This window comes from Photobacterium sp. GSS17 (assembly GCF_028621875.1).
In the GTDB taxonomy this organism is placed as follows: domain Bacteria; phylum Pseudomonadota; class Gammaproteobacteria; order Enterobacterales; family Vibrionaceae; genus Photobacterium; species Photobacterium ganghwense.
Genome location: NZ_CP117517.1, coordinates 765,507 through 779,165, shown reverse-complemented (window position 1 = coordinate 779,165; position 13,659 = coordinate 765,507). Strand labels below are relative to the sequence as shown.

Here is a 13,659-nt window from a genome sequence, read left to right as displayed (position 1 = left end):
TTACTCGTTTGCTCAGAGGGTACACCGTTGCCGGACAGCGGCACACGCCAAGGTTGGAATTGTTTTAGTGTAGCGGATCTGCCGGCGACAGGGCGCCGGCAGAGAGTCACAATCAGTGGCCTTCAGACGCCAGATTGATCGTGTATTTCGGGATTTCAACCACCAGGTCTTCATCCGCCACGCGAGCCTGACAGCCCAGACGTGATTCCGGCTCCAGACCCCATGCTTTATCCAGCATGTCGTCTTCCAGCTCGTCACTTTCTTCCAGCGAGTCAAAGCCTTCACGGATGATCACGTGGCAAGTTGTACATGCGCACGATTTCTCACAGGCATGCTCAATAGCAATCCCATTTTTCAACGCCACATCCAGGACTGTTTCACCGGTATTGGCTTCCAGCACCGCACCTTCCGGACACAGTTCATCATGGGGTAATACAACAATCTTAGGCATGCCTAAACCTCATCAATCGAATGACCAGCCAGTGCGCGACGAATAGACTGATCCATCCGACGAGACGCAAATTCCTGGCTTGCTTTATCTGTTTTCTTAATACCGGCTTCAATTGCACGCGGGTCTGTACCCTGACGCAGCTGAACCAGTTCCATCATGACAGCTTCCAGCTCTTCGCGCTCTTCTTTGCTCAGCAGGGTATCCCCGTCCTGAGCCAGCGCGGCAATCAGACCTTCCAGTACGCGATCTGCCTCAACTTGCTGCTCGGCAAGTGCACGGGCGTCTTTGTCTTCCTGTGCGTGAGCCATAGAATCGCGAATCATGGTCGCAATTTCATCGTCGGTCAGGCCGTAAGACGGCTTAACCTGGATAGACGACTGTACGCCACTGCTTTTCTCCATCGCGGTCACAGACAGTAGGCCGTCTGCATCAACCTGATAGGTCACGCGGATATGAGCAGCCCCGGCCGCCATGGCCGGAATGCCACGCAGTGTAAAGCGGGCCAGTGAACGGCAGTCATCCACCATTTCGCGCTCACCCTGCACCACATGTACGGACATCGCTGTCTGACCATCTTTAAAGGTGGTGAACTCCTGGGCACGAGCCACAGGAATTGTGGTGTTACGCGGAATAATTTTTTCAATCATGCCGCCCATGGTTTCGATACCCAGTGACAGAGGGATCACATCCAGCAGCAGCATCTCAGAGTCAGGCTTGTTACCCACCAGGATATCAGCCTGAATCGCAGCACCGATCGCCACCACCTCATCCGGGTTGATTGACGTCAGTGGTGTCTTACCGAAGAAACCACCAACCATCTCACGCACCAGTGGTACGCGGGTTGAGCCGCCAACCATGACGGTTTCGATCACTTCATCAGTCGTTACATCCGCATCTTTCAGCGCACGACGGCAGGACATCAGGGTTTTCTTCACCAGCGGCTGAATCAGTGTCTCAAACTGTGCGCGGGTTACCTTACCCTGCCAGCCCAGCACATCCACTGCCACGCTGTCGCTGTCAGTCAGAGCTTCTTTCGTCTGTTGAGCGACATCTTGCAGTAGGCGCTGCTGCTGCGCAGACAGCGCGGCGGTCACGCCCGCCTGCTCGGCGATCCAGTCCGCTAGCAGATGGTCGAAGTCATCGCCGCCCAGTGCCGAGTCGCCACCGGTTGCCAGCACTTCAAACACCCCTTTGGACAGGCGCAGAATTGAGATATCGAACGTACCACCACCCAGGTCATAAACTGCAATCACGCCTTCCTGACCAGAGTCCAGGCCATAGGCAATCGCAGCCGCCGTTGGCTCGTTCAGCAGACGCAGTACATTTAGGTTCGCCAGTTTAGCCGCATCTTTGGTACCGGCACGCTGCGCATCATCGAAATAAGCCGGCACAGTGATAACCACACCGGTCAGCTCACCACCCAGAGCAGCCTGAGCACGCTCGTTCAGATTTTTCAGAATTTCGGCAGAAACCTGTACCGGGTTAACCTCGCCCGCACGGGTCACCAGTTGCGGCAGGCCATTGTCGGTCGCTTTAAACTGGTATGGCAACTGCGGATAACGCTGCTGGATATCCGCCAGCGAACGACCCATCATACGTTTCACTGAAATGATGCTATTGGCAGGGTCCTGCTGAGCAATGTCACGCGCCTGATGGCCGACAACAATGCCCGCTTCGCTATAATGCACGGCCGAAGGCAAAGTCGATCGCCCCAGCTCATCTTTCAGGGTTTCGGTGGTGCCGCTGCGAACCGCAGCTACAAGTGAATTGGTGGTACCCAGATCAATGCCCACCGCCAGCTTATGTTGGTGCGGGGCAGCGCTTTGGCCGGGTTCAGCAATCTGTAACAGTGCCATGTTTGTTCCTGTGGAGTTAGTACCGGGTTTGGAAAAGATCAGTCAAGCAGGCTGTCTTCCAAACGCTCAACTTCATCACGCAGCTTAACAATAAACTTCAGCTTGCGCACGACGTCGGCTGCGGTTTCCCAGTTTTCATCTAGTAGTCGTTGCTCAAGATCAGCCATGTTCGCTTTGTACAGCGCGGTGACCTCTTGCTCGAAATCAAACAGTGCCGCTTCGGGATCACTGGCTTGCGGGATATCTTCCAGAGTTTCACGCAGTTCCATTTGCTGCATCAGGAAGACAGGATCCTGGAGGGTCTTCTGCTCGCCCCGGATCTCCACCCCTCGCTCTGCCAGCATATACTCAGCGCGGGAGATCGGATTCTTCAGCGTCTGGAATGCATCGTTAATCTGAGCGGCTTTCTGCACAGCCATCAGACGATCACGCTCTGAAGCCGTTGCGAAATTGTCAGGGTGAAAACGGCGCTGTAATTCCCGGAACTGATTTGCAAGAAGGCTACCGTCCAGATCAAACTGAAAAGGTAGCCCGAAGAGTTCAAAATGATTCATATCACGTCAGTAACTGTAAAGCTGAATCCAGAAAAACAGAACCTGATAACCGCCGGAGGGCAGCAATCAGGCTCCGTTGACTCAGCGATTAAACGTTGAAGCTTTCACCACAACCGCATTCGCTGGAAACGTTAGGGTTGTTAAACTTAAAGCCTTCATTTAATCCTTCTTTGGCAAAATCCAGCTCTGTCCCTTCGAGGTAAACCAAGCTTTTGGCATCAACGATAATTTTGACACCTTTTTCTTCGAAGACGAGATCGCCTTCGTCCAGCTGGTCGACAAACTCAAGGACGTAGGCCATTCCTGAACAGCCTGAAGTGCGTACACCCAGTCGCAGGCCGATGCCTTTTCCTCGGTTTTCTAGGAAGCTAGCGACGCGACTTGCTGCCGCTTCAGTAATTGTAATGGCCATACAACAACCCTTAAAACGTTATTATTGTTCGTGCTTTTTCTTGTAGTCGCTAACTGCGGCTTTGATTGCATCTTCCGCCAGGATCGAGCAGTGAACTTTAACCGGTGGCAGTTCCAGCTCTTCCGCAATCGCAGAGTTTTTGATTGCAGCAGCTTCGTCCAGAGTCTTACCTTTCACCCATTCAGTGATCAGTGAGCTTGACGCGATAGCTGAACCACAGCCGTAGGTTTTAAATTTCGCATCTTGGATGATGCCGTCTTCAGATACTTTGATCTGAAGTTTCATTACGTCGCCACAGGCTGGTGCACCCACCATGCCGCTACCAACGTTTTTGTCATTTTTGTCAAATGAGCCAACGTTACGCGGGTTCTCGTAATGATCAATTACTTTTTCACTATATGCCATGACAGTTTCCTCAAATACGTGATGACCGCTATATCAGTGGTGTGCCCACTCAACCGTGTTCAGGTCAATACCTTCTTTGTACATATCCCACAGCGGAGACATTTCACGTAGTTTCTCTACCGCGCCGCGGATTTGCGAAACTGCGTAGTCTACTTCTTCTTCAGTCGTGAAGCGACCGAAAGAGAAGCGAATTGAGCTGTGTGCCAGTTCATCGTCCAGGCCCAGCGCACGCAGTACGTAAGAAGGCTCAAGACTTGCCGATGTACAGGCAGAACCAGAAGAAACAGCCAGATCTTTCAGCGCCATCAGCAGAGATTCACCCTCAACGTACGCGAAGCTGATGTTCAGGTTGTTTGGCAGGCGTTGTTCCAGATCACCATTGATGGTCATCGCTTCCATACCTTCCAGACCTGCCAGCAGACGGTTACGCAGAACCAGAGCGTGCTGGTAATCTTGCTCCATCTCTTCTTTAGCAATTCGGAATGCTTCACCCATACCGACAATCTGGTGAGTCGCCAGCGTACCGGAACGGAAACCACGCTCGTGGCCGCCACCGTGCATTTGCGCTTCCAGACGGATACGAGGCTTACGGCGAACGTACAGTGCGCCAATACCTTTCGGACCGTAAATTTTGTGCGCAGACAACGAGATCAGGTCAACTTTCATTTCCTGAACATCGATAGGCAGCTTACCCGCAGACTGAGCAGCATCCACATGGAAAACCACTTTTTGCTCACGGCAGATTTCGCCAATAGCAGCGATGTCCTGAATAACACCGATTTCGTTGTTCACGTGCATGATAGAAACCAGCACCGTGTCTTCACGGATAGCGTCACGCAGTTTAGCCAGGTCAATCAGACCGTTAGACTCAGGCTCTAGGTACGTCACTTCGAAGCCTTCACGCTCCAACTGACGGCATGGGTCAAGAACCGCTTTGTGTTCTGTTTTACAGGTGATAACGTGCTTGCCTTTCTTGTCATAGAAGTGGGCAGCACCTTTAATGGCCAGGTTGTCTGACTCAGTCGCACCTGATGTAAATACGATTTCGCGCGGGTCTGCATTCAGCAGATCAGCAACTTGCTCACGAGCAGTATCAACCGCTTCTTCAGCCTGCCAACCAAAGCGGTGAGAACGAGAAGCCGGGTTACCGAAGTTTCCATCCATCGTCAGGCATTGCATCATCTTCTCTGCAACGCGAGGGTCGACCGGGCAAGTAGCGGAATAGTCAAAATATATTGGCAGTTTCATCTTCATCTCCGAAAACACGGACGTCTAGTTCTCTAGGAGCGAACATCGACACCGATAGCGGTGCTGTCGTGTGTATTTTTGTGTCCAAATGACGATTTCTTCAGGATTTGATCCTGTCGATCAGAGATCTCCTGTACGTCATTATCTTGCATCAACTCACCAAGAGTGATGTTGTTCAAAAAGCCGCTGATACGGGCGCTTAAATCATGCCACAGCGTATGGGTCAGGCAGCGTACTCCGCCCTGACAATCACCCTTACCCTGGCATTTCGTCGCGTCGACTGATTCATCGACTGCGGCAATCACCATACCAACAGCAATATTATTGGCATCTTCGCCTAGGCGGTAACCACCACCCGGACCACGCACGCTGGCAACCAGACCAGCCTTGCGCAGGCGTGAAAACAGTTGTTCCAGATAGGATAGTGAAATCCCCTGACGTTCAGAAATATCCGCCAGTGGAACAGGACCATCCTGAGAATGCAGAGCCACATCCAGCATGGCTGTGACTGCGTATCTTCCTTTTGATGTCAATCTCATAACACACCGCTACCCACGTTTGTTCATGGGAGGAGTGTCGCATACCCGAGTAAAATGGTCAAGTATATACCTGAGCAATTTACTCAGACATTTAACCATTCAGTTTGTATGCCTACTAGCATTACTTAAAAAGAGATTTTTCTATGGAAGACAGAATTCCACGCAGGATATTCAGCTCCTGCGCTTCAGGCCTCGCACGGGAAAACAATCGGCGCATTTTGGTCATGACCATGCTTGGTTTATCCGGATCGATAAACGCGGTTCGCGTCGCGACTTGCTCCAGATGCTGGTAGAACTGTTCGAGTTCTTTCATGCGAGGATAATCATCATCCTCTGGCTGACCGGCATATTGCTGGCTGTCGAGATGTGCCATCCGGATTTCATAGCTGATGGTCTGAACCGCCATCGCCAGGTTCAGGGAACTGTATTCCGGATTGGCAGGAATGTAGACATGGAAGTGGCAGCGTTGCAGCTCTTCGTTGGTCAGGCCCGTACGCTCTCGACCAAACAAAATCGCCACCGAATGGTTGGCGGCTTCTTTAACGGTGCGGATACCGCACTGACGCGGATCCAGCTGAGGCCACTCCAAGGTGCGCGAACGGGCACTGGAACCGACTACCAGACCGCAGTCGGCAATGGCTTCATCCAGGGTTGCCACAATCCGGACATTCTCAACGATATCAGACGCCCCGGCTGCCAATGCGTACGTAGTTTCGTCAATCTCACAGGCTGGGTCGACCAGCACCAGATTGGTCAGTCCCATCACTTTCATTGCTCGGGCAGCCGAACCAATATTGCCCGGATGTGATGTACCAACAAGAACCACACTGACTTTTTCTAACATGGGGGTGTAACTTCCGACTCGCTTATAGTGAACCGACAGATTCTAACACAGAGTTTTTAAAATAGGTGAAAACCTGTAAAAACAAGGTTGCATTCTGCGGTTGCGTGAATTAAACGAATAAAAACGCATCACTTTTCCTGACGCAACCGTTAGCGTGCAAAAAATAACCACTTCCCTTTTGCTCAAGCTCTGATATACTCGCCGCCGCTTTTTAGTTCTTTAACATCCGTTGGGAAGATCCTATGCATCCGATGCTAAACATCGCCATTCGCGCTGTGCGAAAGGCTGGTGACCATGTCATTAAATCACTAGAAAAACCGCAGACTATTGAAGTCGCAAATAAAGGTACTGATGTTGTTACCAATATCGATCATGAAGCAGAAGCTATCATTATCGACACTATTCGTAAGTCTTATCCTGATCACTGCATCGTAGGTGCTGAAACTGGCAATTATGACGGTAAAGACAAAGAATGTCAGTGGATCATTGACCCAGTGGATGGCACCAAAAACTTCGTTCGCGGTTACCCGCACTTCGCTATCTCTGTAGCCCTGCGTATGCGTGGCCGTACAGAAGTTGCCGCCGTTTACGACCCATCTCGCAACGAACTGTTCACAGCAACCCGTGGTTCTGGTGCTCAGCTGAACAGCCAGCGTATCCGTGCTTCTCAACCACGTGACCTGACTGGTACGACACTGGCAACTGGCCTGCCTTACGCAGCAAAACAACATGCTGAAAGCTACATGAAAATCCAGAGCGCTCTGTTTGTTGAGTGTGATGACATGCGTCAGAGCGGTTCTACTGCACTAGACCTGTGTTACCTGGCAGCTGGCCGCGTTGACGGTGTCTTCAAGCTGGGTCAGAAACCTTGGGAAATCGCAGCCGGTGAACTGATTGCTCGTGAGTCTGGTGCTATCTGTGCAGACTTTACTGGTAACACTAACTACATGAGCACTGGCAACCTGGTTGCTGGTAACGCACGTGTTGTTAAGCCTCTGCTGAGCAAAATCCGTGAACACGGCAGCGACGCGCTGAAAAAATAATGCCAGAGTCGCTCATTGACTGAGTGCCTGTTTCGAAACGCCCCAGCAAATGCCGGGGCGTTTTTTTTTGCTTAACCACGGTTCGTCTTGCCGTGCTTCAGAGCCCTCATGGCTCTCGTGCCTGATCCTATTTCTCTTCTTTTATTACTTCTTCTATTGCCACTTTCTTCCGCCGTCCGATGCCTCTTCTTGATTGGCCCTGATTTCCCCCTCCATACTCATCGTTCGCACTCCTGCTCAGGCGGCCTGCCTATTTTTGACTTATTCTAAAATATCCGTCATTTCCACCCGGCCTACCTGACAGCCGGAACGAGAAGGAGTCACGCATGCGCACTGACCAGACTGGATGGCTCTCGTTCCTTCGAGGCTCAGGGGGGCTTGCGGTACTCACTCATTTCTTATGGCTACTGTTGCTGCTTGGGTCAGTGCTCACGTATGGCGCAGACTTCAGTCAGCAGGAGCCATATATCTCCTGGGAGAAAACCGCGAAAAAAGCCGAGCAATTGTTGTTCGATAAAAACACCACCAATGGTCAGTTCGAAGCTATCCGACAACAGCTGGCGGAGCAACGAGATCAAGCCTATAAAATTGCGAACTATAAAGATGTTGAAGTCCGGACATTAGAAGCCCAGCTTGATGCTTTGGGGCCGCCTCCGGCCGAGGGAGAAAGCGAGGCTGAAGTGACCGCCAAGCGGCGTGCAAACCTCGAACAATCGCTGGCCATCGCCAGCGGCCCCAGCTTTTATTCCGAAGGGGCTTACGAGCGGGCCAATTTGCTGATCAGCGAAATTGACTCCAGGATCCGGAAAAACACCACTCAGGAATGGCTCAATAAAAGCCCGTCACCTTTAGTGCCGTCCCACTGGAAAACGGCGGTCACGGAATGGCATACCTTTACGGATAAAGTCAGCCAGGAATTTCAGGTTTACCTAAGTGACGAAGAACGAAAGCACAAGCTGCTGGCGGCGCTACCCTTATCTATTGCCCTAATCGTACTGGCTGTTTTACTGATTGCGATCATCCAGCCGCGGATAATTGAAAAGTCAGAGATCGCGATCCGTAAAATCAGGAAAAAGAGCCTCGCCTTTCTGGTCAGCCTAATGGCTGCATGTCTGCATTTACTGTTTCCAATTCTGAGTTTCCTCGCCATTTACACCGCCTTTCTGGTCTCAGGTCTGCGGCTGACATCGGTGAACACAGTTATTGCGGCGATGCCTTTCATGGCGCTGTTTCTGGTGATCAGTTACTGGCTGGGATTCCTGATATTCCGGCCGCGAACACCAGATCAGCGCATCATCAGCATCACAGATTCCGTGGCCCGCCGCGGCTTACGTACCTGTGTACTGCTCGGGCTGTTCATCTGTCTGATTTCTCTGATAGATGCGTTACAGCTCGACTATACCTTCAGCCCGGCCTCAACCGCCGTCTTTACCCTCCCGGTTATCGTATTCGGAAGCTTGCTGATGTGGCGACTGGCTCTGATCCTCAGCAAAGCCGTTGAACAGGACCAGTCGACCGAAGGTGAACATACCGATACGGTCAGCAGCGGCGTCCTGAAAGCCCTTATTGTGTTGATGAAAGCCTCCAGTATTCTGAGTGTGCTTTTCGTTTCAATTGGTTACGATAACTTAGCCAGACAGGCCATTATTCCGATGGTGGTGTCGATTGGTCTCATCGCGTTTGCTATGGTGGTTTACTACGGGATACTGGGCCTGATGGCACGCTTTGGCGATCAGGATGATGATCAGAGTGATGTGCCGAGCGGCAGCCAGCATGGCCTGATCCCCTTCTTTCTGATTGCGCTCATCACCCTGATTGTGGCGCCGCTACTGGCGATGACCTGGGGCGCAAGGCTGACAGATATTGCTGAAATATGGCGCCTGCTCTCAGAAGGTATTGAGCTGGGCGATGCCCGAATCTCTCTCAATGTTATCCTGACCCTGTTTACCGTGCTGTTTGTCGGTGTTGTTGCCACCCGCTGGCTGCAGTATGTACTGCGTCATTCGGTGCTGCCCAAAACCAAAACCGATGCAGGTGCCCGTACCGCGCTGATCACCGGCGTCGGCTATGTCGGCTACACTCTGTCGGCACTGATCGCGGTTTCAGCCGCCGGGCTTAACTTGTCGAGCCTGGCAGTAGTTGCCGGTGCGCTGTCAGTCGGGATAGGTTTCGGCCTGCAAACGGTCGTCTCCAATTTTGTATCCGGGATCATTCTGCTGATTGAGCGCCCGATAAAAGAAGGCGACTGGATTGAAGTGTCCGGTTACTCCGGCTTTGTGAAAAAAATCGCGGTACGCTCCACCCGGATAGAAACGTTTGACCTGCATGATGTGGTGATTCCCAATTCAGATCTGATCGCCGGCATTGTGAAGAACATGACGCTGCGCAGCAGTCATGGCCGGCTAGTGGTTAAAATTGGTGTTGCCTATGGCAGTGATTTGAAGGTGGTGAAATCGGTGCTGATTGATGCCGCCAAACAACACGACATGGTGCTGAGTTACCCCGCCGCCCCAGTGGTGATATTCACTGAAATGGGCGACAGCGCATTGCTGTTTGAATTGCGCTGCTTTATCCGAGACATCCGCCAGGTCTTTGTGGTCAAATCGGATCTGCTGTTTGAGATCTACCAACAGCTCACCGATCACGGCGTGTCCATTCCTTTCCCGCAGCGGGATATCCATATTAAGAATCTGTCCGACTTGGTGCCACCTCAAACCAGCCGTGAGCACAAAGACAATGAGAAAACAGGTGATGTAGAAGACGGTGAAAATACAAGCGGTAAAAAGACAGACGGCGAGAAGACTGGCAATAATAAAACTGACCCGATAAAAACTGCGGCCACCAAACCTGAGCGCAAAGCGGATAACGCCAATCCGCAGGATACCGACGCGGGCCATGCGACAGGCAATGCCGCCAGCGATAACGAAAGCGATGCGCCCTGACGGTAATGGCTAATTAGTGTGCGACCTGACCTCCCTATCACTGCTGCCTTAGCGTGATCCTCAACAAATAAAACGCACTAAAAAGCGAAAGCAATCAATCGTCTCCAACAGAGATAAAAAAATCCGGGCCAGGCCCGGATTTTCTATTCAGAACAACGTGTGTTTTCGCTGCCGTGCCTTAAGGCATGGCATCAAACTCTTCGCCTTCTTTTTCTACCTGCGGCGGCATCAGGTGCTCACGGGTGATCCCCAGTTTCAGCGCCAGTGCAGAAGCCACATAGATAGAAGAATATGTACCAACCGTGATACCAATCAGCAGGGCTGCCGCAAAGCCGTGGATCATGCTGCCGCCTTTCACGAACAGGGCAATCACCACAAACAGCGTCGTCGCTGAGGTGATCAGCGTACGGCTCAGGGTCTGAGTGATCGAGCTGTTCATGATTTCCGCCGCATCGCCTTTACGCATCTTACGGAAGTTTTCACGAATACGGTCGAAGACAACAATGGTATCGTTCAGGGAGTAACCGACCACGGTCAGCAGAGCTGCAACGATAGTCAGGTCAATCTCAATCTGTGTGAACGAGAAAATACCAATGGTGATGATCACGTCGTGCGCCAGTGCCAGTACCGCACCGGCTGCCAGACGCCATTCGAAACGCATGGATACGTAAAGCAAGATACAGATCAGGGAAACCAGGATCGCCAGACCACCCGCTTCAGCCAGCTCGTCACCCACGTTCGGACCCACGAACTCAATCCGACGCATTTCTACGTTCTGCCCGGTGCCAGTACGCAGGGCATCAATAATCTGGTTACCCAGCTTCTCGCCCTGTGCATCTTCACGCGGCTGCAGACGTACCATGACATCACGTGCCGTACCGAAGTTCTGCACAATCGCATCACCAAAACCAGCCACTTCCAGCGAGTCACGGATTTTGCCCAGATCCGCCGGCTTTTCAAAGCCGACTTCAATCAGCGTACCGCCGGTGAAATCCAGGCCCCAGTTCAGCTTTTGGGTCGTCACGGTCGCAATCGCCGCAATAATCATTAGGGCCGACAGGAAGAAGGCTCCCTTCGACCAGCGCATAAAGTCGATCACCTTATTCGCTTTCATAATCTGAAACATGTCAGCGTCTCCTTAGATCGACAGCTTATCGACGCGCTTGCCGCCGTAAACCAGGTTAACCAGAGCACGGGTACCAATGATCGCCGTGAACATAGAGGTCAGAATACCGATCGACAGGGTAACCGCGAAGCCTTTAATGGCACCGGTTCCCACAGCAAACAGAATGATTGCCGTGATCAGTGTGGTGATGTTCGCATCGGCAATAGTACTGAAGGCATTGGCGTAACCTTGCTGAATCGCCTGCTGCGGACTGCGTCCGTCGCGAAGCTCCTCACGAATACGTTCAAAAATCAGCACGTTGGCATCCACCGCCATACCGACGGTCAGTACGATACCGGCGATACCTGGCAGGGTCATGGTCGCCCCCGGAATCATCGACATCACACCAATAATCAGTACCAGGTTCATCGCCAGCGCCATGTTGGCGAACAGGCCGAATCGACGGTAGTACAGCAGGGTGAATAACATAACCGCGATCATGCCCCAGATACACGCCTGGATCCCCATATCGATGTTCTGCTGACCCATAGACGGGCCAATGGTGCGTTCTTCAACGATAGAGATTGGCGCAATCAGTGCACCGGCACGCAGCAGCAGCGCCAGGTTATGCGCTTCAGCCTGAGAATCGATACCTGTGATACGGAAGTTACGGCCCAGCGCGGTCTGGATAGTCGCCTGGTTAATCACTTCTTCGTGTTTTTCCAGGATAACTTTACCGCTGGCGTCACGTTTACCGCTGTCTTTGTATTCGGTAAAGATGGTCGCCATCAGCTTACCCACGTTGTTACGTGAGAAGGCTGTCATTTTGCTGCCGCCTTCGCTGTCGAGCGAGATGTTTACCTGCGGACGGCCATATTCATCAGCACTTGAGCTTGCATCCGTGATGTGAGAACCCGACAGGATCACTCGTTTTTTCAGAACAACAGGGCGCTGATCACGGGTGAATTTCACTTCGCTGCCTGGTGGCACACGACCGGAAGCCGCTGCCGCCAGATCAGCCGCGCTGTCGACTTCACGGAATTCCAGAGTAGCGGTTGCCCCCAGGATTTCTTTCGCACGGGCAGTATCCTGTACCCCTGGCAGTTCTACCACGATGCGGTTTGCACCCTGGCGCTGTACCAGCGGCTCAGCAACACCCAGCTCATTCACACGGTTACGAAGAATGGTAATGTTCTGATCGACGGCGTAGTTGCGGATTTCTTTCAGACGCTCTTCAGTGAAACGCGCCGTCAGAACAAAGCGACCGTTGCTGCCGGAATCAGTGAACAGCATATCCGGGTGCAACTTAGCCAGCGCGGATTTGGCTTCAGCCAGTTGCGCGTTGTCACGCAGACGCACTTCTACCGTGTCAGTGGTTTTGGCGATCGCACGGTAACGAATCTTGGCTTCACGCAGCTCGGTACGGAACGTTTCTTCCTGCTGACCCAGCAGTTTTTCCATCGCGGCGTCCATATCCACTTCCATCAGGAAGTGCACCCCGCCACGGAGGTCAAGGCCCAATTTCATTGGGTTAGCGCCGATAGCTTCCAGCCAGTCAGGAGTCGATGCAGCCAGGTTCAACGCAACAACATAGTTATCGCCCAGCTGTTCATTCAGAATATCGCGAGCACTGATCTGTGTATCAGTGTCGTTAAAGCGGACCAGGACAGTGCCGTTTTCGAATGCGACGGATTTATAAGAGATTTGGTTTTTTTTGAGATCTTCGGTAACGGTATCCAGCGCGGACATATCTACCGAGGCGCCACGCGCCCCGGAGATTTGAATTGCTGGATCTTCACCGAACACATTGGGAAGCGCATAAAGCAGACCGATGATCAGTGTAAACACCACCATCAGGTTCTTCCACAAGGGATAACGGTTTAGCACTGCTGTGATCCTTCAAAGCAAGTTTTACAGAGACTTCATTGTGCCTTTTGGCAGAACGGCAGAAACAAAGTCTTTCTTGATGGTAACTTCAGTCGTGTCGTTCAGAGCGATAACGATGTAGTCGTTTTCTGCTGAAACTTTCGTGATACGACCAACCAGACCACCGTTTGTCAGCACTTCGTCACCTTTGCCCATAGAAGACATCAGATTTTTGTGCTCTTTCACACGTTTCGCCTGCGGACGGTAAATCATGAAATAGAAAATTACCGCAAACAGACCAAGCATGATGAAAAGCTGCATGCTGCCACCCTGAGGTGCCCCTTCCGCTGCCGCGTGTGCTTGAGAAATCAGACTCATTTACTAACGTCCTCGT

13 protein-coding genes are annotated in these 13,659 nt (G+C 52.0%); 2 read left to right on the top strand and 11 right to left on the bottom strand.

The window, feature by feature from the left end; genetic code table 11:
• Positions 1-112 precede the first annotated feature (112 nt).
• The 8 genes from fdx to trmJ all read right to left on the bottom strand — a co-directional run bounded on the left by fdx (position 113) and on the right by trmJ (position 6,309).
• On the bottom strand, positions 113-451 hold the full coding sequence (fdx, locus tag PGW97_RS03490) for an ISC system 2Fe-2S type ferredoxin (protein WP_047886599.1): 339 nt from the start codon (positions 449-451) through the stop codon (positions 113-115).
• Between the two features lie 2 nt (positions 452-453).
• Positions 454-2,307: a Fe-S protein assembly chaperone HscA gene (gene hscA / locus PGW97_RS03485; protein WP_047886598.1), complete on the bottom strand. Its 1,854-nt coding sequence runs from the start codon at positions 2,305-2,307 to the stop codon at positions 454-456.
• Positions 2,308-2,345: 38 nt separating this feature from the next.
• Positions 2,346-2,861, bottom strand: coding sequence for a co-chaperone HscB (hscB, locus tag PGW97_RS03480; protein ID WP_273858737.1), 516 nt, complete (start codon positions 2,859-2,861; stop codon positions 2,346-2,348).
• Positions 2,862-2,949: 88 nt separating this feature from the next.
• Positions 2,950-3,273 (bottom strand): iron-sulfur cluster assembly protein IscA, encoded by a 324-nt coding sequence (gene iscA, locus PGW97_RS03475; protein WP_273858735.1) that lies wholly within the window; start codon positions 3,271-3,273, stop codon positions 2,950-2,952.
• 21 nt (positions 3,274-3,294) lie between these two features.
• A complete protein-coding gene (gene iscU / locus PGW97_RS03470; RefSeq protein ID WP_217393343.1) occupies positions 3,295-3,678 on the bottom strand; it encodes a Fe-S cluster assembly scaffold IscU in 384 nt (127 codons plus the stop codon).
• A gap of 33 nt (positions 3,679-3,711) precedes the next feature.
• A complete protein-coding gene (locus tag PGW97_RS03465) occupies positions 3,712-4,926 on the bottom strand; it encodes an IscS subfamily cysteine desulfurase (protein WP_047886594.1) in 1,215 nt (404 codons plus the stop codon).
• A gap of 32 nt (positions 4,927-4,958) precedes the next feature.
• Entirely contained in the window at positions 4,959-5,465 is a 507-nt protein-coding gene (iscR, locus tag PGW97_RS03460) for a Fe-S cluster assembly transcriptional regulator IscR (RefSeq protein ID WP_047886593.1), read from the bottom strand.
• Positions 5,466-5,586: 121 nt separating this feature from the next.
• Positions 5,587-6,309 carry a tRNA (cytosine(32)/uridine(32)-2'-O)-methyltransferase TrmJ gene (trmJ, locus tag PGW97_RS03455; protein ID WP_217393344.1) on the bottom strand — a complete coding sequence of 241 codons (723 nt, stop codon included), beginning with the start codon at positions 6,307-6,309 and terminating at the stop codon, positions 5,587-5,589.
• A gap of 242 nt (positions 6,310-6,551) precedes the next feature.
• Between trmJ and suhB the strand changes: the two genes are divergently transcribed.
• Both suhB and PGW97_RS03445 read left to right on the top strand, forming a co-directional pair.
• Positions 6,552-7,352 (top strand): inositol-1-monophosphatase, encoded by an 801-nt coding sequence (gene suhB / locus PGW97_RS03450; protein WP_047886591.1) that lies wholly within the window; start codon positions 6,552-6,554, stop codon positions 7,350-7,352.
• Positions 7,353-7,678: 326 nt separating this feature from the next.
• Positions 7,679-10,294: a DUF3772 domain-containing protein gene (locus PGW97_RS03445; protein ID WP_273858731.1), complete on the top strand. Its 2,616-nt coding sequence runs from the start codon at positions 7,679-7,681 to the stop codon at positions 10,292-10,294.
• 178 nt (positions 10,295-10,472) lie between these two features.
• Here the strand turns inward: PGW97_RS03445 and secF are convergent, their stop codons facing one another.
• The 3 genes from secF to yajC are packed head-to-tail and all read right to left on the bottom strand — an operon-like array spanning position 10,473 to position 13,643.
• Entirely contained in the window at positions 10,473-11,420 is a 948-nt protein-coding gene (gene secF, locus PGW97_RS03440) for a protein translocase subunit SecF (RefSeq protein WP_047886590.1), read from the bottom strand.
• Positions 11,421-11,432: 12 nt separating this feature from the next.
• Positions 11,433-13,286, bottom strand: coding sequence for a protein translocase subunit SecD (secD, locus tag PGW97_RS03435; RefSeq protein ID WP_084712653.1), 1,854 nt, complete (start codon positions 13,284-13,286; stop codon positions 11,433-11,435).
• A gap of 24 nt (positions 13,287-13,310) precedes the next feature.
• Entirely contained in the window at positions 13,311-13,643 is a 333-nt protein-coding gene (yajC, locus tag PGW97_RS03430; protein ID WP_047886588.1) for a preprotein translocase subunit YajC, read from the bottom strand.
• Positions 13,644-13,659 lie beyond the last annotated feature (16 nt).